This is a genomic window from Pseudomonas sp. CG7, from assembly GCF_023701885.1.
GTDB lineage: Bacteria > Pseudomonadota > Gammaproteobacteria > Pseudomonadales > Pseudomonadaceae > Aquipseudomonas > Aquipseudomonas zanjanensis.
In genome coordinates, this window is sequence record NZ_JABAEE010000002.1 from 120,815 (window position 1) to 145,811 (window position 24,997).

At 55.7% G+C, this 24,997-nt stretch carries 24 protein-coding genes; 20 read left to right on the forward strand and 4 right to left on the reverse strand.

Annotated elements, in window-relative coordinates; all coding sequences use genetic code 11:
- Window positions 1-4 precede the first annotated feature (4 nt).
- The 20 genes from HGO40_RS01575 to HGO40_RS01670 all read left to right on the forward strand — a co-directional run bounded on the left by HGO40_RS01575 (window position 5) and on the right by HGO40_RS01670 (window position 22,227).
- Window positions 5-802: a ParA family protein gene (locus tag HGO40_RS01575; protein WP_003187199.1), complete on the forward strand. Its 798-nt coding sequence runs from the start codon at window positions 5-7 to the stop codon at window positions 800-802.
- A 9-nt stretch (window positions 803-811) separates the two neighbouring features.
- Window positions 812-1,684 (forward strand): ParB/RepB/Spo0J family partition protein, encoded by an 873-nt coding sequence (locus HGO40_RS01580; protein WP_053126822.1) that lies wholly within the window; start codon window positions 812-814, stop codon window positions 1,682-1,684.
- Window positions 1,685-1,832: 148 nt separating this feature from the next.
- Window positions 1,833-2,240, forward strand: a complete 408-nt coding sequence (locus tag HGO40_RS01585; RefSeq protein ID WP_053126821.1) for a F0F1 ATP synthase subunit I — start codon at window positions 1,833-1,835, stop codon at window positions 2,238-2,240.
- 16 nt (window positions 2,241-2,256) lie between these two features.
- A complete protein-coding gene (gene atpB, locus HGO40_RS01590) occupies window positions 2,257-3,126 on the forward strand; it encodes a F0F1 ATP synthase subunit A (RefSeq protein WP_039593180.1) in 870 nt (289 codons plus the stop codon).
- Window positions 3,127-3,257: 131 nt separating this feature from the next.
- Window positions 3,258-3,515 carry a F0F1 ATP synthase subunit C gene (gene atpE / locus HGO40_RS01595; protein WP_003097235.1) on the forward strand — a complete coding sequence of 86 codons (258 nt, stop codon included), beginning with the start codon at window positions 3,258-3,260 and terminating at the stop codon, window positions 3,513-3,515.
- Window positions 3,516-3,573: 58 nt separating this feature from the next.
- Window positions 3,574-4,044: a F0F1 ATP synthase subunit B gene (locus tag HGO40_RS01600; protein ID WP_250961606.1), complete on the forward strand. Its 471-nt coding sequence runs from the start codon at window positions 3,574-3,576 to the stop codon at window positions 4,042-4,044.
- Window positions 4,045-4,056: 12 nt separating this feature from the next.
- Complete coding sequence (locus tag HGO40_RS01605) at window positions 4,057-4,593, forward strand: F0F1 ATP synthase subunit delta (protein WP_003207094.1); 537 nt, start codon at window positions 4,057-4,059, stop codon at window positions 4,591-4,593.
- A 21-nt stretch (window positions 4,594-4,614) separates the two neighbouring features.
- Entirely contained in the window at window positions 4,615-6,159 is a 1,545-nt protein-coding gene (gene atpA / locus HGO40_RS01610) for a F0F1 ATP synthase subunit alpha (RefSeq protein WP_003207093.1), read from the forward strand.
- Window positions 6,160-6,209: 50 nt separating this feature from the next.
- Window positions 6,210-7,070, forward strand: a complete 861-nt coding sequence (gene atpG, locus HGO40_RS01615; RefSeq protein WP_250961607.1) for a F0F1 ATP synthase subunit gamma — start codon at window positions 6,210-6,212, stop codon at window positions 7,068-7,070.
- A 27-nt stretch (window positions 7,071-7,097) separates the two neighbouring features.
- Complete coding sequence (gene atpD, locus HGO40_RS01620; RefSeq protein ID WP_014340987.1) at window positions 7,098-8,474, forward strand: F0F1 ATP synthase subunit beta; 1,377 nt, start codon at window positions 7,098-7,100, stop codon at window positions 8,472-8,474.
- Between the two features lie 45 nt (window positions 8,475-8,519).
- Window positions 8,520-8,936 carry a F0F1 ATP synthase subunit epsilon gene (locus tag HGO40_RS01625; protein WP_186706462.1) on the forward strand — a complete coding sequence of 139 codons (417 nt, stop codon included), beginning with the start codon at window positions 8,520-8,522 and terminating at the stop codon, window positions 8,934-8,936.
- Window positions 8,937-9,059: 123 nt separating this feature from the next.
- Window positions 9,060-10,427, forward strand: a complete 1,368-nt coding sequence (gene glmU / locus HGO40_RS01630) for a bifunctional UDP-N-acetylglucosamine diphosphorylase/glucosamine-1-phosphate N-acetyltransferase GlmU (protein WP_250961608.1) — start codon at window positions 9,060-9,062, stop codon at window positions 10,425-10,427.
- A gap of 211 nt (window positions 10,428-10,638) precedes the next feature.
- Entirely contained in the window at window positions 10,639-11,415 is a 777-nt protein-coding gene (locus HGO40_RS01635; RefSeq protein WP_250961609.1) for a DeoR/GlpR family DNA-binding transcription regulator, read from the forward strand.
- A gap of 1 nt (window position 11,416) precedes the next feature.
- The gene (glmS, locus tag HGO40_RS01640) at window positions 11,417-13,249 is read left to right on the forward strand and encodes a glutamine--fructose-6-phosphate transaminase (isomerizing) (RefSeq protein ID WP_250961610.1); all 1,833 of its coding nucleotides are present in this window, start codon (window positions 11,417-11,419) and stop codon (window positions 13,247-13,249) included.
- 283 nt (window positions 13,250-13,532) lie between these two features.
- The gene (locus HGO40_RS01645) at window positions 13,533-14,387 is read left to right on the forward strand and encodes a TnsA endonuclease N-terminal domain-containing protein (protein WP_024014928.1); all 855 of its coding nucleotides are present in this window, start codon (window positions 13,533-13,535) and stop codon (window positions 14,385-14,387) included.
- Window positions 14,384-16,552, forward strand: a complete 2,169-nt coding sequence (locus HGO40_RS01650; RefSeq protein WP_108184499.1) for a TnsB C-terminal domain-containing protein — start codon at window positions 14,384-14,386, stop codon at window positions 16,550-16,552. The genes HGO40_RS01645 and HGO40_RS01650 overlap by 4 nt, the downstream gene beginning before the upstream one ends.
- The gene (locus tag HGO40_RS01655; RefSeq protein WP_095160024.1) at window positions 16,549-18,009 is read left to right on the forward strand and encodes an ATP-binding protein; all 1,461 of its coding nucleotides are present in this window, start codon (window positions 16,549-16,551) and stop codon (window positions 18,007-18,009) included. The genes HGO40_RS01650 and HGO40_RS01655 overlap by 4 nt, the downstream gene beginning before the upstream one ends.
- A gap of 16 nt (window positions 18,010-18,025) precedes the next feature.
- The gene (locus HGO40_RS01660; protein WP_108184498.1) at window positions 18,026-19,693 is read left to right on the forward strand and encodes a TnsD family Tn7-like transposition protein; all 1,668 of its coding nucleotides are present in this window, start codon (window positions 18,026-18,028) and stop codon (window positions 19,691-19,693) included.
- A 382-nt stretch (window positions 19,694-20,075) separates the two neighbouring features.
- Entirely contained in the window at window positions 20,076-21,707 is a 1,632-nt protein-coding gene (locus HGO40_RS01665) for a TniQ family protein (protein WP_236167833.1), read from the forward strand.
- Window positions 21,708-21,894: 187 nt separating this feature from the next.
- Window positions 21,895-22,227, forward strand: coding sequence for a DUF2790 domain-containing protein (locus HGO40_RS01670; protein WP_039593249.1), 333 nt, complete (start codon window positions 21,895-21,897; stop codon window positions 22,225-22,227).
- Window positions 22,228-22,532: 305 nt separating this feature from the next.
- On the opposite strand, the gene HGO40_RS01675 is transcribed toward HGO40_RS01670, so the two are convergent.
- The 4 genes from HGO40_RS01675 to HGO40_RS01690 are packed head-to-tail and all read right to left on the reverse strand — an operon-like array spanning window position 22,533 to window position 24,997.
- Window positions 22,533-23,000 carry a DUF411 domain-containing protein gene (locus HGO40_RS01675; protein WP_070411948.1) on the reverse strand — a complete coding sequence of 156 codons (468 nt, stop codon included), beginning with the start codon at window positions 22,998-23,000 and terminating at the stop codon, window positions 22,533-22,535.
- A complete protein-coding gene (locus HGO40_RS01680) occupies window positions 22,990-23,793 on the reverse strand; it encodes a c-type cytochrome (protein ID WP_108184496.1) in 804 nt (267 codons plus the stop codon). Before HGO40_RS01680 ends, HGO40_RS01675 begins: the two co-directional genes overlap by 11 nt.
- A gap of 9 nt (window positions 23,794-23,802) precedes the next feature.
- The gene (locus tag HGO40_RS01685; protein WP_250961611.1) at window positions 23,803-24,777 is read right to left on the reverse strand and encodes a copper resistance protein B; all 975 of its coding nucleotides are present in this window, start codon (window positions 24,775-24,777) and stop codon (window positions 23,803-23,805) included.
- A complete protein-coding gene (locus tag HGO40_RS01690; RefSeq protein ID WP_146225319.1) occupies window positions 24,749-24,997 on the reverse strand; it encodes a hypothetical protein in 249 nt (82 codons plus the stop codon). Before HGO40_RS01690 ends, HGO40_RS01685 begins: the two co-directional genes overlap by 29 nt.

Below are 24,997 nucleotides of genomic sequence, written 5' to 3' on the forward strand. Positions count from 1 at the left end.
AAGAATGGCTAAGGTATTCGCGATAGCGAACCAGAAAGGTGGTGTGGGCAAGACCACCACCTGCATCAACCTCGCAGCATCCCTGGTCGCGACCAAGCGCCGGGTGCTGTTGATCGATCTCGATCCACAGGGCAACGCCACCATGGGCAGCGGTGTGGATAAGCATGGCCTGGAAAACTCCATCTACGACGTCCTGATCGGCGAATGCGATCTGGGCCAGGCCATGCACTTCTCGGAACACGGCGGTTATCAACTGCTGCCGGCCAACCGTGACCTGACGGCAGCCGAAGTGGTGCTGCTGGAAATGCAGATGAAGGAAAGCCGCCTGCGCAGCGCCTTGGCACCGATCCGGGAAAACTACGACTACATCCTGATCGATTGCCCGCCGTCGCTGTCGATGCTGACCCTCAACGCCCTGGTGGCCGCCGATGGGGTCATTATCCCCATGCAGTGCGAGTACTTCGCCCTGGAAGGGCTGAGCGACCTTGTGGATAACATCAAGCGCATCGCCGAACTGCTGAACCCGGAACTGAAGGTCGAAGGCCTGTTGCGGACCATGTACGACCCGCGCCTTAGCCTGATGAACGACGTTTCGGCCCAGCTCAAGGAACATTTCGGCGAGCAGCTCTACGACACCGTCATTCCGCGAAACATCCGTCTGGCCGAAGCCCCTAGCTACGGCATGCCGGCCCTGGCCTACGACAAACAATCCCGTGGTGCGCTGGCTTACCTGGCCCTGGCGGGCGAGATGGTTCGCCGTCAGCGCCGCAACCCACGCACCGCTGCAGCCCAGCCAACTTAAGGAAACCCCATGGCCGTCAAGAAACGAGGTCTCGGACGTGGACTGGATGCACTGCTCAGCGGTCCGACTGTCAGCTCGCTGGAAGAACAGGCCGTGCAGGCCGACCAGCGCGAGTTGCAGCACCTGCCCCTGGACCTGATCCAGCGCGGCAAATACCAGCCGCGCCGGGACATGGACCCGCAGGCGCTGGAAGAACTGGCCCAGTCGATCAAGAGCCAGGGCGTGATGCAGCCGATCGTGGTCCGGCCGATCGCCAATGGCCGCTTCGAGATCATCGCCGGAGAACGTCGCTGGCGCGCCAGCCAGCAGGCCGGCCAGGAAACCATCCCGGCAATGGTCCGCGACGTCCCGGATGAAACGGCCATCGCCATGGCGTTGATCGAGAACATCCAGCGCGAAGACCTCAACCCGATCGAGGAAGCCGTGGCCCTGCAGCGCTTGCAGCAGGAATTCCAGCTGACCCAGCAACAAGTTGCCGAGGCGGTGGGCAAATCCCGCGTGACCGTGGCCAACCTGTTGCGCTTGATTGCGTTGCCGGAAGTCATCAAGACCATGCTGTCCCATGGCGACCTGGAAATGGGTCATGCCCGGGCATTGCTCGGTTTGCCGGAAAATCAACAGGTTGAAGGGGCGCGACATGTTGTCGCACGCGGCCTTACCGTGCGCCAGACCGAGGCACTGGTTCGTCAATGGTTGAGCGGTAAACCCGCCCCTGTCGAAGCGCCAAAACCTGATCCGGATATCGCCCGTCTTGAACAGCGCCTGGCCGAGCGCCTGGGCTCTGCGGTGCAGATTCGCCACGGAAAGAAGGGCAAAGGGCAATTGGTGATTGGCTATAACTCTCTCGATGAGCTGCAAGGTGTTCTTGCGCACATTCGCTGAAACAATTGCTCTTGTAGCGCGCAGTCGGAAATCACTACCTGAAGGTTGAATAGGGGCAGAACCGCCCCTATACTCTGCGCGCATTTTGTCGGCACAAATTATGCCAAGTTATTGAATTATGGCGGCCGACTATTGGAGAGCAAAAGCGATGGAAACCCGCACGCCAAACCGCTTGCCGTTCCATCGTCTGGCAGTTTTCCCGGTTCTGATGGCTCAATTTACCGTCGTACTGATCGCCACATTGGCGCTCTGGCAATGGAAAGGAGTCGTCGCCGGATACTCAGGGCTTTGCGGAGGCCTGATAGCCTTGCTTCCCAATATTTACTTTGCTCACAGGGCCTTTCGGTTTTCCGGCGCCCGAGCAGCCCAGGCTATCGTCCGGTCTTTTTATGCCGGCGAGGCGGGGAAACTGATTTTGACGGCAGTGCTGTTTGCATTGACGTTCGCAGGTGTGAAGCCATTGGCGCCGCTGGCTGTATTCGGCGTCTTCGTGCTGACCCAACTGGTCAGCTGGTTCGCTCCCCTGCTAATGAGAACAAGACTTTCGAGACCTTAGGGCGTTTGAGGCAACCATGGCAGAGACAACCGCTTCGGGCTATATCCAGCACCACTTGCAGAACCTGACTTTCGGTCAGCTACCCAACGGCGGCTGGGGCTTCGCCCATACCGCAGCAGAAGCCAAGGAAATGGGCTTCTGGGCTTTCCACGTCGATACCCTCGGCTGGTCGGTCGCACTGGGCCTGATCTTCGTTCTTCTTTTCCGCATGGCGGCCAAGAAGGCGACTTCCGGTCAGCCAGGTGCACTGCAGAACTTCGTTGAAGTACTGGTCGAATTCGTCGATGGCAGCGTGAAAGACAGCTTCCATGGGCGCAGCCCGGTGATTGCACCGCTGGCACTGACCATCTTCGTCTGGGTGTTCCTGATGAACGCCATCGACCTGGTACCGGTCGACTGGATTCCTCAGCTGGCCATCCTGATCTCCGGCGATGCACACATCCCATTCCGCGCCGTGTCGACCACCGACCCGAACGCGACCCTGGGCATGGCGTTCTCGGTTTTCGCACTGATCATTTTCTATAGCATCAAGGTCAAGGGCATCGGCGGCTTCATCGGCGAACTGACCCTGCATCCGTTCGGCAGCAAGAACATCCTCGTTCAAGCCCTGCTGATCCCGGTGAACTTCCTGTTGGAATTCGTGACCCTGATCGCCAAACCAATTTCTCTGGCACTGCGTCTGTTCGGCAACATGTATGCCGGCGAACTGGTGTTCATCCTGATCGCTGTGATGTTCGGCAGCGGCCTGCTGTGGCTCAGCGGCCTGGGTGTAGTCCTGCAATGGGCGTGGGCTGTGTTCCACATCCTGATCATCACCCTGCAGGCGTTCATCTTCATGATGCTGACCATCGTCTACCTGTCGATGGCGCACGAAGAAAACCATTAAGGCCAGTCTCGACTAGTCTGATGTCCTTCCCGGTCAAACGGGAAGGAGCCCGAACCGGGCTGAGAAACGATTTGTTTTACCGCTTTAATCTAAAAAACCTAAACCATACGACGTAAAAGTCGGGAGGAAAGATGGAAACTGTAGTTGGTCTAACCGCTATCGCTGTTGCACTGTTGATCGGCCTGGGCGCACTGGGTACCGCAATTGGTTTCGGCCTGTTGGGCGGCAAGTTCCTGGAAGGCGCAGCGCGTCAGCCAGAAATGGTTCCAATGCTGCAAGTCAAAATGTTCATCGTGGCCGGTCTGCTCGACGCCGTGACCATGATCGGTGTTGGTATCGCGCTGTTCTTCACCTTTGCGAACCCGTTCGTTGGTCAAATCGCTGGCTAATTACTCGGATGTCTCGAGTAGATTGGTGTGATGGACAACGTAACTGCGAGGTGTTGGCGTGAACATTAATGCGACCCTGATTGGCCAGTCCGTTGCGTTCCTGATTTTTGTACTGTTCTGCATGAAGTTCGTATGGCCTCCGGTCATTGCGGCATTGCACGAACGTCAAAAGAAGATCGCTGATGGTCTGGACGCTGCCAGCCGTGCAGCTCGCGACCTGGAGTTGGCCCATGAGAAAGTGGGTCAGCAACTGCGCGAAGCGAAAGCTCAGGCAGCTGAAATCATCGAGCAAGCCAAGAAACGCGGTACCCAGATTGTCGACGAAGCCCGTGAACAGGCTCGCGTCGAAGCTGACCGTGTGAAGGCTCAGGGTCAAGCCGAGATCGAACAGGAACTCAACAGTGTCAAAGACGCGCTGCGTGCCCAAGTGGGTGCCCTGGCCGTTGGCGGTGCTTCGAAGATCCTGCGTGCCACAATCGATCAAAACGCGCACGCAGAGCTGGTTAACCAACTGGCTGCTGAAATCTAAGCGAGGGCGATCATGGCAGAACTGACCACGTTGGCCCGACCTTACGCTAAGGCGGCCTTCGAGCACGCTCAGGCCCACCAGCAACTGGCCAATTGGTCAGCCATGCTCGGCCTGGCTGCAGCGGTGTCGCAAGACGACACCATGCAGCGCGTGCTCAAGGCCCCGCGACTGACGAGCGCAGAAAAGGCCGCCACGTTCATTGACGTGTGCGGCGACAAGTTCGATGCCAAGGCACAGAATTTCATTCACGTCGTTGCCGAAAATGACCGTCTCCTGCTTCTGCCGGAGATCGCCACTCTTTTCGACCTGTACAAGGCCGAGCAAGAGAAGTCGGTAGACGTGGAAGTGACCAGTGCTTTCGCATTGAACCAAGAACAGCAAGACAAACTCGCCAAGGTTCTCAGTGCACGACTCAACCGGGAAGTGCGCCTGCAAGTCGAGGAAGACAAGTCCCTGATAGGGGGCGTTGTAATCCGCGCCGGCGACCTGGTTATCGATGGCTCGATTCGCGGCAAAATCGCGAAACTTGCCGAAGCATTGAAATCTTGAGTTTGAAGGGGCAGCAGAGCAATGCAGCAACTCAATCCTTCCGAAATAAGTGAAATTATCAAGGGCCGCATCGACAAGCTCGATGTGACCTCCCAAGCCCGTAACGAAGGCACTGTCGTCAGCGTATCTGACGGTATCGTGCGGATTCACGGTCTGGCCGACGTCATGTACGGCGAGATGATCGAGTTTCCGGGCGGCGTCTACGGTATGGCCCTCAACCTGGAGCAAGACTCCGTAGGTGCCGTTGTACTGGGTTCCTACCAGTCGCTGGCCGAAGGCATGAGCGCCAAGTGCACCGGCCGCATCCTCGAAGTTCCGGTTGGTAAGGAACTGCTGGGTCGCGTCGTCGACGCACTGGGCAACCCTGTTGACGGCAAAGGTCCGCTGAACAACACCGAGACCGACGCGGTCGAGAAAGTTGCTCCTGGCGTGATCTGGCGTAAGTCGGTAGACCAGCCTGTACAGACTGGCTACAAGGCTGTCGATGCCATGATCCCTGTCGGCCGTGGCCAGCGTGAGCTGATCATCGGTGACCGTCAGATCGGTAAGACCGCTCTGGCGATCGACGCGATCATCAACCAGAAGAACAGCGGCATTTTCTGCGTCTACGTAGCCATTGGTCAGAAGCAATCGACCATCGCCAACGTGGTTCGCAAGCTGGAAGAAAACGGCGCCCTGGCCAACACCATCATCGTGGCGGCCAGCGCATCGGAATCTCCTGCGCTGCAGTTCCTGGCACCGTACTCCGGTTGCACCATGGGCGAATACTTCCGCGACCGCGGTGAAGACGCGCTGATCGTTTATGACGATCTGTCCAAGCAGGCAGTGGCTTACCGCCAGATCTCCCTGCTGCTGCGCCGTCCACCAGGCCGTGAAGCCTACCCAGGCGACGTGTTCTATCTCCACTCCCGTCTCCTGGAGCGCGCATCCCGCGTTTCGGAAGAGTACGTAGAGAAGTTCACCAACGGCGCAGTGACCGGCAAGACCGGCTCCCTGACCGCTCTGCCGATCATCGAAACCCAGGCTGGCGACGTTTCCGCGTTCGTTCCGACCAACGTGATTTCCATCACCGACGGTCAGATCTTCCTGGAATCGGCCATGTTCAACTCCGGGATCCGTCCTGCTGTGAACGCCGGTGTTTCGGTATCCCGTGTGGGTGGTGCCGCTCAGACCAAGATCATCAAGAAGCTGTCCGGTGGTATCCGTACCGCCCTGGCCCAGTATCGTGAACTGGCGGCATTCGCCCAGTTCGCTTCTGACCTGGACGAAGCGACCCGTAAGCAACTTGAGCATGGTCAGCGCGTTACCGAGCTGATGAAGCAGAAGCAATACGCACCAATGTCGATCGCTGACATGGCGCTGTCGCTGTATGCCGCTGAGCGTGGGTTCCTGACTGACGTTGAAATCGCCAAGGTCGGCAGCTTTGAACAAGCGCTGATTGCTTACTTCAACCGCGATCACGCCGACTTGTTGGCCAAGATCAACGTGAAGGGTGACTTCAATGACGAAATCGACGCTGGCATGAAAGCCGGTATCGAGAAGTTCAAGGCCACCCAAACCTGGTAAGCCGCAGCGGGAGTCGCAAGGCTCCCGCTTGCTAACCTGATAGGTGTTACATGGCAGGCGCAAAAGAGATTCGCAGTAAGATTGCGAGCATCAAAAGCACGCAAAAAATTACCAGCGCCATGGAAAAAGTGGCGGTCAGCAAAATGCGCAAGGCTCAAATGCGCATGGCTGCTAGCCGCCCTTATGCGGAGCGCATCCGCCAGGTTATTGGTCATCTGGCCAACGCCAACCCGGAATATCGCCACCCGTTCATGATCGACCGTGCTATCAAGCGCGTCGGTTACGTCGTGGTGAGCAGTGACCGTGGTCTGTGTGGTGGCTTGAACACCAACCTGTTCAAGGCCCTGGTCAAGGACATGGCTGTAAACCGCGAACAAGGCGTCGAGATCGATCTGTGCGTGATTGGTAGCAAGGGTGCGGCTTTCTTCCGCAACTTCGGCGGCAACGTCGTCGCTGCTATCAGCCACCTGGGTGAAGAGCCGTCGATCAATGACCTGATCGGCAGCGTCAAGGTGATGCTGGATGCTTACCTGGAAGGCCGGATTGACCGTCTTTCCGTGGTATCCAACAAGTTCATCAACACCAAGCCGCACCTGCCAACCGTGGAGCAATTGGTTCCACTGGTGGCGACCCCGGAACACGAACTCAAGCACCACTGCGACTACCTCTACGAACCGGATGCCAAGGAGCTGCTCGACGGCTTGATGGTCCGCTACGTGGAGTCGCAGGTCTACCAGGCGGTGGTCGAGAACAACGCAGCTGAACAAGCGGCGCGGATGATCGCGATGAAGAACGCTACCGACAACGCCGGTGATTTGATCAGCGATTTGCAGCTGATCTACAACAAGGCGCGTCAGGCTGCGATCACCCAAGAGATCTCGGAAATCGTCGGCGGCGCTGCCGCGGTTTAACGGTTCAAATATTCAGAGGATCCAGCTATGAGTAGCGGACGTATCGTTCAAATCATCGGCGCCGTTATCGACGTGGAATTCCCACGCGACAGCGTACCGAGCATCTACAACGCGCTGAAAGTACAAGGCGCGGAAACTACCCTGGAAGTTCAGCAGCAGCTGGGCGACGGCATCGTTCGTACCATTGCGATGGGTTCTACCGAAGGCTTGAAGCGCGGTCTGGACGTTGTCGACTCTGGCGCTGCCATCTCCGTACCGGTCGGTAAAGCGACCCTGGGCCGGATCATGGACGTACTGGGTAACCCGATCGACGAAGCGGGTCCGATCGACACCGAAGAGCGCTGGGGCATTCACCGTCCTGCGCCATCCTTCGCTGAACAGGCGGGCGGCAACGACCTGCTGGAAACCGGCATCAAGGTTATCGACCTGGTTTGCCCGTTCGCCAAGGGCGGTAAAGTCGGTCTGTTCGGTGGTGCCGGTGTAGGCAAGACCGTAAACATGATGGAACTGATCCGTAACATCGCCATCGAGCACAGCGGTTATTCCGTGTTCGCGGGTGTAGGTGAGCGTACTCGTGAGGGTAACGACTTCTACCACGAGATGAAGGATTCCAACGTTCTGGACAAAGTGGCACTGGTCTACGGCCAGATGAACGAGCCGCCGGGAAACCGTCTGCGCGTAGCCCTGACCGGCCTGACCATGGCCGAGAAGTTCCGTGACGAAGGTAACGACGTTCTGCTGTTCGTCGACAACATCTACCGTTACACCCTGGCCGGTACCGAAGTTTCCGCACTGCTGGGCCGTATGCCTTCGGCAGTAGGTTACCAGCCGACCCTGGCTGAAGAGATGGGCGTTCTGCAAGAACGTATCACTTCGACCAAGGAAGGTTCGATCACTTCGATCCAAGCGGTATACGTACCTGCGGATGACTTGACCGACCCGTCGCCAGCGACCACCTTCGCCCACTTGGACGCCACCGTCGTTCTGTCCCGTGACATCGCTTCCCTGGGTATCTACCCAGCGGTTGACCCACTGGACTCGACTTCGCGCCAGCTGGACCCGAACGTGATCGGCCAGGAGCACTACGACACCGCTCGCGGCGTCCAGTACGTGCTGCAGCGCTACAAAGAGCTGAAGGACATCATTGCGATCCTGGGTATGGACGAGCTGTCGGAAGCCGACAAGCAGTTGGTATCCCGTGCTCGTAAGATCCAGCGCTTCTTGTCGCAGCCGTTCTTCGTGGCTGAAGTCTTCACCGGTGCCTCGGGTAAATACGTTTCCCTGAAAGACACCATTGCTGGCTTCAAAGGCATCCTCAACGGTGACTACGACCACCTGCCAGAACAAGCGTTCTACATGGTCGGCGGCATCGAAGAAGCGATCGAGAAAGCCAAGAAACTGTAATCCCGGCGCCCGGCAACGGGCGCTAATTTAGGTTGAGGCAATCAGATGGCTATGACAGTCCATTGCGATATCGTCAGTGCGGAAGGGGAAATCTTCTCCGGTCTGGTCGAGATGGTGATTGCGCATGGTGAGCTGGGGGATCTTGGTATCGCTCTGGGTCACGCACCGCTGATCACTAATCTGAAACCGGGTCCGATCCGCTTGATCAAGCAGGGCGGGGAAGCCGAGGTGTATTACATCTCCGGTGGTTTCCTCGAGGTTCAGCCGAACATGGTCAAGGTCCTTGCCGACACTGTGCAACGTGCTGCCGACCTGGACGAAGCCTCCGCTCAGGAGGCCGTCAAGGCCGCCGAGAAGGCCCTGCACGAGCGAGGCGCGGAGTTCGACTACGGTTCTGCTGCTGCACGTCTGGCAGAAGCCGCAGCCCAGCTGCGTACGCTTCAGCAGATCCGCAAGAAGTAAGCGGCTAAGCCGTCTGCTTTCTGTGCGATTGATTAAAAAGGGTAGCCTCGGCTACCCTTTTTTCTTTTCCCGACATTCATTACCTGGTCGCAGCCGCTGACCACCCAGGATTGGTAGCCAGTCATGTCTCTTGAAATCGTTATCCTCGCGGCCGGCCAAGGCACCCGCATGCGTTCGGCGTTGCCCAAGGTCTTACACCCGATCGCCGGCAATTCCATGCTCGGTCATGTTATCCACAGCGCCCGGCAACTTGATCCACAGCGCATTCACGTGGTGATCGGCCATGGTGCCGATGCGGTGCGCGAGCGCCTGGCGGCGGATGACCTGAATTTCGTCCTGCAGGACAAGCAACTGGGCACTGGCCATGCCGTGGCCCAAGCCGTGCCGTTCATCACGGCCAATACGGTGCTGATTCTCTACGGCGATGTGCCGCTGATCGAAGTCGAGACCTTGCAGCGCTTGCTCAAGCAGGTCGCGCCACAGCAGTTGGGTTTGCTGACCGTCGAACTGGATGATCCCACCGGTTACGGCCGCATTGTGCGCAACGCCGACGGCCAAGTGACGGCAATCGTTGAGCAAAAAGACGCCAACGAAGCCCAGCGCGCGATCACCGAGGGCAACACCGGTATTCTCGCGGTGCCGGCCGAGCGCCTGGGTGATTGGATGAGTCGTCTGTCGAACAACAATGCCCAAGGCGAGTACTACCTGACCGATGTGATTGCCATGGCCGTTGCCGACGGTCTGGTCGTCGCCACCGAGCAGCCGCTGGACGCCATGGAAGTGCAGGGCGCCAACGATCGCCGGCAACTGGCCGAGCTGGAGCGCCACTACCCGCTGCGCGCCGCCCGCCGCCTGATGGCCCAAGGCGTGACCCTGCGCGACCCTGCCCGTTTTGACGTACGCGGTGAAGTCAGCGTAGGTCGCGACGTGGTCATCGACATCAACGTCATTCTCGAAGGCAAGGTCGGTATCGAAGACGACGTGATCATCGGCCCGAACTGCGTGATCAAGGACAGCACCCTGCGCAAAGGCGTGGTGATCAAGGCCAACAGCCATCTCGACGGCGCGGTCATGGGTGAAGGCAGCGATGCCGGCCCGTTTGCCCGCTTGCGGCCAGGCTCGGTGCTGGAAGCCCGGGCCCATGTGGGTAACTTCGTCGAGCTCAAGAACGCTCATCTGGGCGAAGACGCCAAGGCTGGCCACCTGACCTACCTGGGTGATGCTGAAGTCGGTGCGCGCACCAATATCGGCGCTGGCACCATCACCTGCAACTACGATGGCGCCAACAAGTGGAAGACTGTGTTGGGTGACGATGTGTTCATTGGCTCCAACAACTCTTTGGTGGCGCCTGTGGATATCTCCAATGGTGCAACCACGGCCGCCGGATCCACCCTGACCCAGAATGTGGATAACGGCCAATTGGCCGTCGGACGCGCCCGCCAGCGCAACATCGACGGCTGGAAGCGACCAGAGAAAATAAAGAAGCCCTGAAGTTATCCACATCCCCCTTGTGGGCGCGGGCTTGCTCGCGAAAGCGGTGGTTCAGCCAATTAATTCGTTGCTGACCCAACGCATTCGCGAGCAAGCCCGCTCCCACATTCGATTTGCGTGATTTCTGATTTTTTCTATCGGCGCCTTGACGATATCGCTGCAATAGGTTTTGATTGCTTACGTTATCTTTCGAATCGAAACTTAAGCCGCCATGTCGAAACGCAACACGCCACAGCGCCGTCACAACATCCTTGCTTTGCTCCAAGAGCAGGGCGAGGTCAGTGTGGATGAGCTGGCCAAGCGCTTCGAAACCTCGGAGGTTACGATTCGCAAGGACCTCGCCGCCCTGGAGACCAATGGCCTGCTGCTGCGTCGCTACGGTGGCGCGGTGCCGATGCCGCAGGAGTTGGTGGCCGATAACGGGCAAACCGTTTCCAAGTACAAACTCGCCATTGCCCGGGCCGCTGTGAAGCTGATCCGCGATCATGCGCGGATCATCATCGACAGCGGCAGCACGACCGCCGCCATGATCCCTCACCTCGGCCAACAGCCGGGCCTGGTGGTGATGACCAATTCCCTGCATGTCGCCAATGCCTTGAGCGAACTGGAGCACGAACCGGTGCTGTTGATGACCGGCGGTACCTGGGACCCTCACTCCGAGTCGTTCCAGGGGCAGGTGGCCGAGCAAGTGCTGCGTTCCTACGATTTCGACCAGTTGTTCATCGGCGCCGACGGCATCGATCTGGTTCGAGGTACCACCACCTTCAACGAACTGCTGGGCCTGAGCCGTGTGATGGCTGAGGTGGCCAGGGAAGTGATCGTGATGGTGGAGGCCGACAAGATCGGCCGCAAGATTCCCAACCTGGAACTGCCGTGGAGCAGCGTCCATACCCTCATTACCGATGATCGCCTGCCCGTAGAGGCCCGCGACCAGATTCAGGCCCGCGGCATTACCGTGATCTGCGCGCCTGTCAGCCAGGAGAAATAGCATGTGTGGAATTGTCGGCGCCGTTGCTGAACGCAACATCACTGCCATCTTGCTTGAAGGTCTCAAGCGTCTCGAATACCGCGGCTACGACAGCGCGGGTGTAGCGGTGCTCACCCAAGACGCGAAGCTCGAGCGCATGCGTCGCCCAGGCAAGGTCAGCGAGCTTGCGCAGGCGCTGGACGCCGAACCGCTGCTCGGTCGCCTGGGCATCGCCCACACCCGTTGGGCCACCCATGGCGCGCCATGCGAGCGTAACGCTCACCCGCATTTCTCCGGCGACCTGGCGGTGGTGCACAACGGCATCATCGAAAACCATGAAGCCCTGCGTGAACAGCTCAAGGCGCTCGGTTATGTGTTCACTTCGGACACTGACACTGAAGTCATCGCCCATCTGCTCAACCACAAGCTCAAGGACCTGGCAGACCTGACTGTCGCCCTCAAGGCCACCGTCAAGGAACTGCACGGTGCCTACGGCCTGGCGGTCATCAGCGCGAAACAACCCGATCGCCTGGTGGCGGCCCGCAGCGGCAGCCCCTTGGTGATCGGCCTGGGCCTGGGGGAAAACTTCCTCGCTTCCGATCAGTTGGCGCTGCGCCAGGTCACCGACCGCTTCATGTACCTGGAAGAAGGCGACATCGCCGAGATTCGCCGCGACAGCGTGCAGATCTGGGACCTGGATGGCAAAAGCGTGGAACGTGAAACCGTCCAGTACCGCGACGGGGCCGAAGCCGCCGACAAGGGCGAGTTCCGCCACTTCATGCTCAAGGAAATCCACGAGCAACCGGCCGTGGTGCAACGCACCCTGGAAGGCCGCCTGAGCCAGAGCCAGGTGCTGGTCCAGGCGTTCGGTCCACAGGCGGCCGAGTTGTTCGCCAAGGTCCGCAACGTGCAGATCGTCGCCTGCGGCACCAGTTACCACGCCGGCATGGTCGCCCGTTACTGGCTGGAAGAGCTGGCGGGTATTCCGTGCCAGGTCGAAGTCGCCAGCGAGTTCCGTTATCGCAAAGTGGTGGTGCAACCCGACACGCTGTTCGTCACCATTTCCCAATCCGGCGAGACCGCCGACACCCTGGCTGCCCTGCGCAACGCCAAGGAACTGGGTTTCCTCGCCAGCCTGGCGATCTGCAACGTGGGCATCAGTTCGCTGGTGCGTGAGTCGGACCTGACCTTGCTGACCCAGGCCGGCCGTGAGATCGGCGTGGCGTCGACCAAGGCGTTCACCACGCAACTGGTGGGCCTGCTGTTGCTGACACTGTCCCTGGGCCAGGTCCGCGGCACGCTGGGTGAGGGCGTCGAGGCCAAGCTGGTGGAAGAACTGCGTCGCCTGCCGGCCCGCCTGGGCGAAGCCTTGGCCATGGACAGCACCGTGGAAAAAATCGCCGAGCTGTTCGCCGAGAAGAACCACACCCTGTTCCTGGGCCGTGGCGCGCAATTCCCGGTGGCGATGGAAGGAGCCCTGAAGCTCAAGGAAATCTCCTACATCCACGCCGAGGCCTACCCGGCCGGCGAGCTCAAGCACGGTCCGCTGGCGCTTGTGGATAACGACATGCCCGTCGTCACCGTCGCGCCGAACAACGAACTGTTGGAAAAGCTCAAGTCCAACCTGCAGGAAGTGCGCGCCCGTGGCGGCCAGTTGATTGTCTTTGCCGACGAGAAGGCCGGCATGACCAACGGCGAAGGCACCCACGTGGTGCACATGCCGCACATCCACGACATCCTGTCGCCGATTCTCTACACCATCCCGCTCCAACTGCTGTCCTACTACGTCGCCGTTCTCAAGGGTACCGACGTGGACCAGCCGCGTAACCTGGCAAAATCGGTAACGGTTGAGTAAGGACGTCGCGCGCAGGAACAGCCTCCTGGTTTTCAACAATAAAGATTGACACAAAACAATAAAGTTTGACACGCATGAACATAGATTGACACAAGGCTCAAACCCCCGTATCTACGGGGGTTTTCCTTTCCAGGCTTTCCCTTTGGTCTGGAATCATCGCTTCAACTTTCAGCGGGTGTAGTCTGGAAAATGTTTTGAATGCGGCCGCTTTGGCGGTCGTGTCCTTCTACGACTTTTTCTCGACGCGAGGTGAAGCGGTCCGCATCGACTGAGGAGGCGTGGGTTGCGAGGTCGTAAATTTGCATCACAGCAGGACATTGAACGGCACATTGCAAATGGATTTGGCGAAGGCGCCGGGGCAAGCTACGTGCCTTGGCTGCGGGTACAAGATGTCCCGTCGATAGGTCGTTCGCACAAGATTCAAGGTGTGAAGATCGAGAGGATTCATCACCTCCTGTCAGATCTCGAGCGTTCCTACTTCCTTGTGTGTGAATTTTCTGAAGACGTCGTGGATATCCGGGAGCAATACCCTTTACTACCCACAGAGCGTGCGCAAGCGATAGCGTCGGCGATCGATGTACGCTATCCAAGATACCCTAGAACAACACTGCCTTATGTGATGACAACAGACTTCCTGTTAACTGTTAAGGACCCGAGCGGAAACTTCAAATCGGTAGCTAGGACGGTGAAGTATCGTTCCGATTTAATTGGCAACGGAAGTAAAAGAACGCTTGAAAAACTTGAAATTGAAAAGCGTTTTTGGGAAAGCCAAGGTGTTGATTGGAAAATCGTAACAGACGAGTTTTTTACACGAGATTTGATTAAAAATCTTGGACTAATCAGGAGGTACTCGAAGCTCTCTCGTGATTTAATGAAAGCGCCGTTGCATTCGAATTTTATCGAGTGCCTTGTAAACAGCCGGGAATATTCGTGGACCTTGGCCACCTGTCTAAGAAAAATAGCATCACTTCTGTCCATTTCCTATATAGACGCTCAAGCAATTTTCTTTCATCTGGTTTGGAACAAGATACTGAAAATCGATTTGGTTAACACTCCTCTCCACCTTACTGGTCTAGTTCCTGGCTTCGAAGTTTCACCGAGCCCTGTCCAAGTATCGTTGAAGGAGAAAATGTCATGACTGTTCTCGTTAATGACGTTTTCGAGCCTGTAACCGATCTGTCGGTCATCGCTACGATAGCCAGGCTCCTTTACCAGGATGAAACGCATGACTTAGCAGTTTTGATGGATCTAGCTGACCCACCCCGGCAGCCATACGCTGTTGGACTGGAGGAGCTGCGTCGATCGTTAGCGTCTGGTCACACCAAATCAGCAGCCATTGCCACGCCCGAGTTCATGCTTGTGCTTGAGGAACAGTTGGATGAGAGAGCCAAGCAAGGCCGGGACGAAAAGTGGGCCGTCATCGCCCCTCTGCTAGATCCTGAATACCCAGGACAAATATTTGTACGAGGTGAGTTAGGCCGACTTGTTAGCAAACGGGCGTCAGAACTCGGAATTCAGCGGAAAACGATCTATCGGCTTCTTTACCGCTATTGGTTATATGGTCAAGTTCGCAACTCATTGCTTAACAATTATACGGCAGTAGGTGTTGCCGATAGAAAATATGATCCGAGCAGGCCACCAGGGCGAAAGCCTAAATTTCAAGGCGTTCTTACTTCGCCTTCAAAGATGCTCAGTGCAGTTGATAAACGATGCATCCGTGTTGGATATGCTCTTTATGTAAGAGATAAGAAATCTTCCATTTCGAGCGCATATGACGAAATGTTGAGACGATTCTACTCTGTTCGAGACATCTCTAAAAACAGTGAAGAAGCGCTTCGTTTGTTGCCTGGTTCAGAACTCCCCAGCTTGAGGCAGTTCCAATATTGGGGGCAGATTTTTTTCGACGAGATTGAAACCGAGCGTGGCCGTAAAGGGTTGAGGAGGTGGTTAAAGGATTGCCGTCCGCTTTCAGGTACCGTTCGAGATTGGCTGCGTGGACCCTGTCATCAGTTCGAAATCGACGCAACGATTGCCGATATTTATTTGGTCAACAGCTACTCTAGACGGATGCTCATTGGTCGGCCCGTCGTTTATATCGTAGTGGATAGTTTCTCCGGAATAATTGCTGGTCTCTATGTAGGATTGGAGGGCCCTAGTTGGAATGGGGCGAGACAAGCGCTGTTCAACGCGTTTACCTCCAAAGTCGAGTTCTGCGCTCAGAACGGCGTTGAAATCAATGCAGATGATTGGAATTGTCACCACCTGCCCCACCAGATTTACGCCGACCGGGGAGAGATGCTGTCACTCGCAGCAGAGGGGTTATCCTCAGGATTGGGAATTGAGATGGGCACTGCTCCACCTTATCGGCCTGATTGGAAGCCTATGGTAGAAAGTCGGTTTGGCATTTTGAATGATTTGACGGGTATCAGATGGCTACCTGGCGGGGTAGCTGCGAGGGACAAAGAGCGCGGCGAGCGAGATTACCGGCTCGATGCCACGCTGAACCTCAAAGAGTTCACCCAAATCCTCATTAATTGCGTGCTCCACTATAACCGACACCATCGACAGCCTGACCGACTGACTCAAGCGATGATGAATGACGGCGTAGAACCTACCCCCAACGGTATATGGAATTGGGCCTGCGACAACGACCTGATCGAATCCAACAAACGTCCCGACGAGCTGGTTTATCTCCACCTTTTACCGCGTGAGCGCGCGACCGTTCAAAAGGGCGGAGTGATGTTTCGCGGCATGCACTACGTGTGTGATATGGCCATAGAGAAAGATTGGTTTGCCAAGGCTCGCAAAGGGGGCGTTTGGTCAATAGAGTGTTGGTTCGATCCGAACTCGGCGGCACACATTTGGATTCAAGGAGAGGCCAAGCAGTTTATCCGTTGTGATCTTCGACGATCGGATGCCGGTTACGCGAATTACCGCTCGGACGAGATTTTTGATCTGCTCGAAGCCTATCGCCAAAAACCGCCTACGCGCCGGCGAGCTGAGCTGGAAAGCCGTGTGCAGCTTAGCGATCAGGTCCACCAGATCATCAGTCATGCGCTCGCAGAACGAAAACAGGAACCTGCTCCGCCTACCAAGGCAGAGGCCACTGGACACATCCGCGAGAACCGCGCAGAAGAACGTCTCCGTGAGCGTGAAAATGCGGTTGTTCCTGAAGGCGTGAGGGTGGAGCCAGCTTCACTTCAATCTGAAACGACACCGAAAGCGCATGATTCATATGCCGGCGAGCGCACCGCGCAGGTTATCGATTTGCTCAAAAGAATTCGGCCAGGACAGGCAAAATGAAAGGTGCACAGACGTTTGCCAATTACGTCAGACAGGACATTAGTGAGTACGCGGGTAACCCGCTGATCGAAGCTTTGCCTCCGATATTGTCGGAGGCGGCGGCTGTTGAACTGATCTCGAACTTTCCTCAGCCGGTGGATCCGAAAGAGCTGACGCTCGAAGGAGCCACTCGAATTCACTGTATCGACAGGCTGAGAACCGTCGTACAGCCGTTCTTGCTACATCTGGAACTGGAGGCCCTGTTCTCACTGCTCATCCGTCGAGGGTATGTCGGGCGTAACCCTATGTCGCCCGCTACCGTCCGGCATTTGCATTCTTTATCGGGAGCTCAGCGTTACCACGATGCGTTCAAGTCCACTGCAGAAACGTTTACCGTCGTCGGCCTGAGCGGCATTGGCAAGTCGACGGCGCTCCACGCCATCTTGAGCCTTTATCCACAGACAATCCGTCATGAGCGCTATGAGGGAAAGCAGTTTGTTCATACCCAAATCACATGGCTGAAGCTTGACTGCCCTCGGGATGGATCGCTGGCTGGATTTTGCCAGCAGTTTTTTTATGCGGTTGGTGACGCTCTAGGAGATAAGGACTACCACAAGCGCTACAGGCATCGAAACATCAATGATGCGCTGCAACAGATGGAGCAGGTGGCCAGCACGTTTTTCATCGGCGCCTTGTTGATCGACGAGCTGCAAAACCTCCACCTGGCGAAAACCGGTGGTAAAGAGAGCATGCTGAATTTTTTCCTGCACTTGGTAAACAACATCGGTATCCCGGTGGTTTTCAGTGGCACGAACTCGACAATTAGCCTGTTCTCAGAAGCCATGCGGACTGCCCGCCGAGTTTGTGGTGCCGGTACGCTCGAATTCAAACGATTCGAAAAGGATGATGAGGAGTGGCGGTTGTTGGTCGAAAATCTCTGGAGCTATCAGTGGTGCAAGCAGACTGCCGAGCTGACCGACGAGATTTTTGACACGCTGTATGAACACACTCAAGGCGTGACAGATTTCCTGGTCAAGCTGCTGGTATTGAGTCAGCGTTATGCGGTCCAGAGTGGCTCGGAGTGTTTGACTGCCGAGGTCATGGTGAAGGTAAGCAACTCAAAAATGCAGATTCTAAAGCCAGCCCTTTCAGCCCTGCGTAGCCGTGATCCGAAGCGGATGCGACAGTTTGACGATTTGCTGCCGATTGAGGATCAACTGAGCGAAATGATGGTCTTCGATGGATTGGCACGAGAGGATCGCCTCACCTTGCTTCGAAGCGTTGTATCCCGTGAGAAACCGGCAGACCCATCTCCAACCATTCTTGCGAAAGATCACCCATCGCCGATTGCTACTGCTGTGGAAAACTCAGAGGCTAAAGCGCTTAGCGAACATGACGCTCCCCTCGACGCTCTGCGCGCTGCGGGCTGGCTCAACGAGGACCTGTTTGAGTTCTCACCGATGTATCACAAAGCGTGAGTAGGAGGGGGGTGAAGTGCAGCTTAAACTCCATTTCTTCCCCGCCGCGTTTCCCGACGAGACGCTGCACAGCGTGATTTCTCGTTATGCCCGTCTTTGCGGTGTTCGTAATTGCCAAGCAGCATTTGCCGGACTGAAATCGGCGGCAGCTTTTTCGCAAAATGTGGCATTCCCGAGTCACTTAGGGGATTTTGTCGACGCGCTACCCAGCGGTACCGAGCTATCGGTAGCCGAGGTCCTGATGCGCCACACATTACTACCCTATTACGCGCCGTTTTTGAGGGTGAGCCAGGTTGAACACGCTCGGACGCTGATGACCGCTGATGGTAAAGGCTTGATGTTAAAGCTGGGCGTCAACGCGAGCCGTATTGGATTCGCCTCCCGAGTGCGGTTATGCCCAGAATGTATCGCCCAAGATCAGGCTCAACGGGGAGTCGCTTACTGGCACAGGGTCCACATGCTTCCAGGCGTGCTGGTATGTCCGCATCACGGTACGTCACTCAGGATCCTTGATCCTCGCTGGTCCAGCCGCAGCTCTCGACAACTCAATCTGCCCAGTGATGAGAATGTGCAAGCACACACAGTACTTCTCGACACCCCGTTGCGGTGCATGCCACCGCTTCACGAAATAGCGTTGCGCTCACTTCAGGTCCTCGAGTCTGAAGTCACTGCTTTGTCGGCGGAGGCGGTGCGCTTCACGCTTTTACACAGGGCAACGCAGCTCAACCTTGCTTCTGATAACCATCGCTTGCACCTGCACATGCTGGCGCAGCACATGGCCGATTTTTTTGCCGCACTCCCGCGAGAATGGGAATTTTCTATACTCGGAGATGTTCGTGCAGGTACACCCGCCTCATGGGTCACGAAGCTGCTTCGTACGCCTATAACCTCTCACCATCCGCTCAAATACATCTTATTGGCCGGTGCTCTGGGCGTTGAAATGGTGAGCTTGCTGCATGGTCAATGCCCTGTGAAACAGGCGGTGGCATGTGATCCGAAAGCTCACATTCGGCTTCACGCGCGCCTTTCTCCGGTGATGCCTGGTGAAGGCTTGGACTGTTCGTCAGCCGCTGTGTGGGAACATGCTCTTGAAGGAGCTGATGCCAAAAAGATCGCTGCCGTTCTAGGCGTTTCATCAGCGTATGTCTATCGTCACATCCGAAATGTACCCGGCGGGCAAGATGCTTGGAGGGAGGCACGATTTCACATTGAGCTATGCGCAAGACGCGCGGCTTTCGAGGCTGATTATCGATTTTACAAAGCACATGCATGCAGGGGGTATGCATGGCTGTATCGTCACGATAGACAGTGGCTTTCGGAGTCAACTGCAAACCCAAGCCCACATCGTACGCCTCGTCTAAATAGCACCGAAATGTTCGCTGCCCTCGATGCGAGACTGGCCGGCGAAGTCCGTCAGTGTGCCGACACGCTTTATGCTCTCGCGGGCAAGCCTGTCCGCATTTCGCGTACCAGGATTGGTCGGGAGCTTCATGTTCTTTCTCGCTTCGAAAAGCAGCTCTGCAAGCTTCCTCTCTGTGCAGCAATGCTCGAAAAAGTATGTGAACCAATCGAAGGCTTTCACGATAGGCGTCTGCGATGGGCTAGACGCCAATTGTTCTCGGAGGGCAAGCCTATATCACGTTCTTCGCTCTACAGGGTCGCGAGCATTCGGCCCCCGCTGTAATCCAGCCGGGCATTCCCTCCATCTAAAAAAAGTTCTAAATCAATTCACCGTGAACATATTGTTTCTCTGTTAATGAAAATTTGCACCCACCAGAATAGCGTCGGCATACGCTGGATGATCACAATCATCATCTAAAACGTACTAACCCGCGATCACCCGAAATAGTTTTGCAATCGCCATGGGCTGACCTACACGGGTTATCGATACGTGTTCTGTATTTCAAGGAGTACGGGCGCGGCGGGGTTCAGATGAATTTACTACGATTCAAAGTTGAGCGGCTGTGTCATTTCCAAATCCAGACCGGATACAGAATTTTACGGGTTGCATATATACTGCCCCCGGATGCACGTTCTCTTCGACCCCTACCTTTAATTGGTAAATGATGTCTGATCTATTATTTTTTCCCGTGTCGATGCCGGATGAAATGCTGCACTCTCGTGTCACCCGCTATCACTATCTGTCAGGCAATAGAACCGCGACAGAAACCTACCGCGATTTGTTCGCATCGACACCCTTTTGCATTGGTGGCATCGTACCCAAGCAGATCGAGAGGCTCGCGCACAGGCTGCCGGGGCAATCGGAGAGCAATCTCGCAGAGCTGATCAGTAGCAATACTACTTTTCCTGCTTACCGGCCGTTTCTTGGGGTTAAGCAGGGGCCGGAGAACAACGAAGGACCGCTGGGTTATGACGGGGTGGTACGGGTGCCCCGCAGAGAAGAGTCCTCCCATGGCAAGGCTAAGCTTTGTCCAACCTGCGTTCAGGAAGATTTGATTGAGCGGGGTTCTGCCTACTGGCATCGATCTCACCAGATACCCGGTGTTGCCGTCTGTTGGCGTCATGGCGACGCATTGATCCATGCCTGCCCCGAGTGCTCTCGCCCGTTCTACCGTAAATTGAAGCTGCTTCCCAATCTGACTGAGCCATGCGCATGCGGCTGGAGCCCGTTAAACAGCGCAGCAATACACAAGGGTTCAAAGATGGAACAGAAAGTCGCTCTGTTCGCACACGATATCTTGCAACGCAATATTCCTCCGATAGGCAGTACGGTATTGAGTTCGTGCTACGTCCGCCAATGCAAGAAGCGCGGATTCATTTTCGGAAAAAATGCGGGTATTGCGAAACTATTCGACAGCATCCAAAGCGCTTACGGCGATGAACTTTTGGCGCAGATTGATCCAGCCTACAACAACGGAAAGCATGAGCAATGGATCCGGCTCAAATCAGATAAAGGTCAGCTAAATATGCCGCTCGCGCGGCATTTGATCATTGCTCTACATTTGTTTTCCAGTGCAGATGGCTTTGAAGAGGCTCTGAAGAATGAGTCAATCCTGCTGAGTGCCGCTGTTTCTCCGCGAGCGCCCAAAGTCGAAGAATCGCGTCTTAGCCAAAAAACTAGATATCGCCAAAAAATCGAGTTGCTTTTAGCGCTGCGTACCGATGCCAATATCGAGTACCTCTGGAAGAAGGCGTACAAACCTACGCAATGGATTCTAGAAAATGATAACGCATGGTTAATGGCAAAACTCCATGCCCCTAAAAAAGCTACAGTTAAGGTCGAAAAGTCCGTCGATTCAAGAGACGACGCCTATGCAGCCCTTATCGAAGCGGGCGTAGATGAGCTGTATAAAGTTACGAAAGATCCGAAGAGAGTGAACATTCGGAATTTGCAATCGCTGCTCCCAGGTTCATTACCTCATGAGCTGTATCTACGCAAGCAGAGGTTCCCTCTGACTTATCAACAGATCAAGATTCATCAGGAGTCAGTATGGCATTTCCGTCTAAGAACTTTGGTGTGGACTGTCTCTGAACTCATCAGGATGAAGCTCCCCGTGAATTACTCGACGGTAAGATTGACCTCAGCGGTATCAAGCAAGGTTTTCCTGGTTTTCTCCAGTTTCTTTGAGTGGGATCTGGAAAGCCTGGCAAGAACCGGGGTCGACGCGGAGGCCCTGCTCAGGTCTACCGGCGTATCGAGGAATTGGGAGGGACCACCGGTTCAAATAAGCTTTTGAGGGCATCTTTGTTCCGTCAGCGTCTGCCAACCTTTGGTGTTAACAAAAATCCCATCTGGCTTGAAAGCGTAAATGCGGGGTAGCGTCCACCTTTCACATTAGTAACCTTCGCGGCAGCTTTCTGAAAGCTTTCACTTGTTACTCTTTAACTCAGTAAATTGAGCTTTAGGAGAAAATCATGACAGCAATGACAGCAGTGAAAGCGTTTTGCGCCGCTTCGATTTTGACCTTATCTTCATTAGCCATGGCGGAAGGAGGCGGTGACCGCGTGTATGGTCGAATGATGCAAGAGAACCAACAAGCAATGGAACAATATGCCTCAAGGAACGGCAAGACTCCTCCTGAAGTTGTTCATTATGAATATGGTATGAACCTCGATATCCAGAAGGTCGTCAGTGTCACGCAAGCCAATAAAACCTGTGGGGTTGCTCCTTCGCGCATGACCTATGAAGACTCTACGGGCAAGCTTAACACCGTGGAATATAAGGTCATGGCCGACAACTGCCCCCATGGAAGCTAGACAATGAAAATTATTTAAGAACTGCATAATTCTCCTTTGTCCGAAACTAGCTTACTGCTCGCTGACGTAGAAGTAATTTTCAGGAAAGGCTGAAGTTATCCATTTTATGAAATCATGTCCGTCAGTTGAAGTGTTTCTAACGTACAGTAAACAATTGCTCGACCACCTGATACATCCCGCCTCCTTGTTTTTCCTTTGGTTTGGGAGGTGGTTTAGGCGCCCTAGTGGCGCCTTTTTTACGTTCGAAATGAGCTATTTCCTCTGCACGGCCATGACCCTCACCATGCAGGAGCAAGATTAGAAGATCAATTTTCGGGGTACTCAGCAACGACGTGGTCTGTGCCTGCCTTTGACAAGCCGATTACCTTATACGCGTCATGTTTCCCGTCCACTTCCATTCCTGGGGAGCCGGCCGGCATGCCGGGAACGGCAATCCCGAGCAGGTCATCACGTTTGCTCATCGCAATGATTTGCTCGGCGGGCACGTGACCTTCAACAAACTTTCCGTTGATGGTTGCTGTGTGACAAGACGAGAGCTCAGGAGAAATCCCGAGACCGCGCTTGATCGCGCTCATGTTGGTTTCCACGTGATCAACGACGGTAAAGCCGCTAGCTTCAAGGTGCTGGATCCATTTCTTGCAGCACCCGCAATTAGCGTCGCGATGTACATCGATCGTCAATGGCTCTGCTGCGTGACTGGCTGAACTGATGAACAGAGCCACGAGAGCAGCGAGACGAAGTGCCCGTCTGCGACGAAGAGATTTATTTCGCATGGGTATGTTCCTTCCCATCAGTATGTGTATGTGATTTGGGCTGTACGGTTGGAGTCGGGGCCGCATCATCTGAAGCTTCCCTAACCTTATGATCGGCGTGGTCAGCAGGCTCATTTGCAGACGGCGCTGCGGAGGGGCCATGGGCATGTGCCGTGTTTTTCTCGTCATCATGAGCGCGGACTTCCGCCCTTTGGTTGGCAGCACCTGCGCCACTTTGCCCCTGGGTCGTTCCATGCTGACCCTCATGGTTGTGCATCACGCTTTCGCCACCACCGTGTTGATGGCCACCGCTACTCGTGATCAGAGCCTTGTATTGCTCTGCATCCAGTGACGGAAGTTGCTGGAGAAATGCGACCATCCCCCATATGTAGGGATCGGCCATGCTTTTGCCCCACGCGGGCATGCCGGTGGATTTGATGCCGTGCTTGATGATCCAAAAAGCTGCGGCTGGGTGCCCATCGACGCCCAGTTTCGAAAGGTTCGGAGGTGCGGGGTAAAGGCTGTTACTCAGTTCGGTGCCTGCAAGCCCCGGAGCCAAATGGCAACCGACACACATCGAGTTGTAGTTGCCAGCACCTTCACGGATGAGGGCTTCTTGGCTCAGGTCGGGGACCTGAATGTTGCGCGAGCGCACTTCGATCGAGCGATCCCGAGCAATAGAAAGTATTGCGTAGACGGGGGCGGAGTGCGGATCATCCGCCCCGACATTGATCACGCCGAAATACACCACGCCGGCAGCCGATGATACGGTGGCCAGACCAGCAGCAATCAGTGCCTTCAGCGTTGTTTTCATACTCGGTTCTCAGAACCACATCCGAATACCGGCGACAAAGCGTGCCTCGCTGGCGTCTTCACCTTCCTCACGTGCAAAGTCTGCCGTATTGCCATAGGAACGGCTCCAACTCACCCCGATATAAGGGGCAAATTGGCGGACAATCTCATAACGCAATCGGAGCCCCACTTCGGTGTTGGCTAATCCGGACCCGATGCCGCGCTGAGGGTCATTCTTTCCGTAAAAATTGACCTCGGCCGTCGGCTGCAAAATCAATCGATTCGTCAGCAGAATGTCGTAATCGCCTTCCAGCCGAGCAGCCGATTGACCGTTCTCACCGATGTAGGCAGTCGCTTCGGCCTCGAAGTTATAGAGGGCCATGCCCTGAATGCCAAGTGCGGCCCAGGTTTGAGGGGACCCTGGTTTGAAATCCTGTCGTACACCGGTGACGACGTCCCACCACGGTCCAATAGAGTGCCCCCAGAGCGCGGATAATTCAGCGCTTTCCGTCACGCCATTGGTACGTTCGCCTTCCGAGCGCAACCACAGTCGATCAATGTCACCGCCGATCCATCCTTTCGCATCCCAGGCCAGCGCACTACCGTTGTCTGCATCCTGGTACTCAAACTTATCCAGCAGCATGAAAGAGTTGATTTCTTTGTCGTGAACACCATGACCAGCGACGTCTGGAAAGGCGGCTGCACGGTCAGCGTCGGTAAGTACGGGGACAGGGGTTCGACTGGTGGTCGTAGTCCCTCCACCCATACTTTCCATTCCGGTCATTTGCCCGTCATCCATTTTCATCTTGCTGTGGTCCATAGCCCCCATGTTGCTATGGTCCATCGCTCCCACGGAGCCATGGTTCATCTTGGAGTGATCCATCTCTTCAGCGGCGTGAGCCACGGCTAAGAACACAGGACTCGTAGAAACTGCCAATGCCATCAACGTTGGGCGTAAAAAATTCCTGGTCATGATCTCAATCCGCCTTTTTGTTTTCTTGGTCATGATCCATCGACTCATGGCGCATCTTGGTATGAGGCATCGTCCCGTGATTCGACGTTGCCTCGGTTGACGTGGTCGCAGTCTTGTTCGTCGCATTTGCAGAAGTAACAGGTGAATGATCACCACTTTCTTCGACTGCCAATGCTACGGAGGAGAATCCACCCATCAGGCCAAAGGCAAAGAGGCAACCGACCAGCGATTTATGATTTAGGTGTGTGCTCAC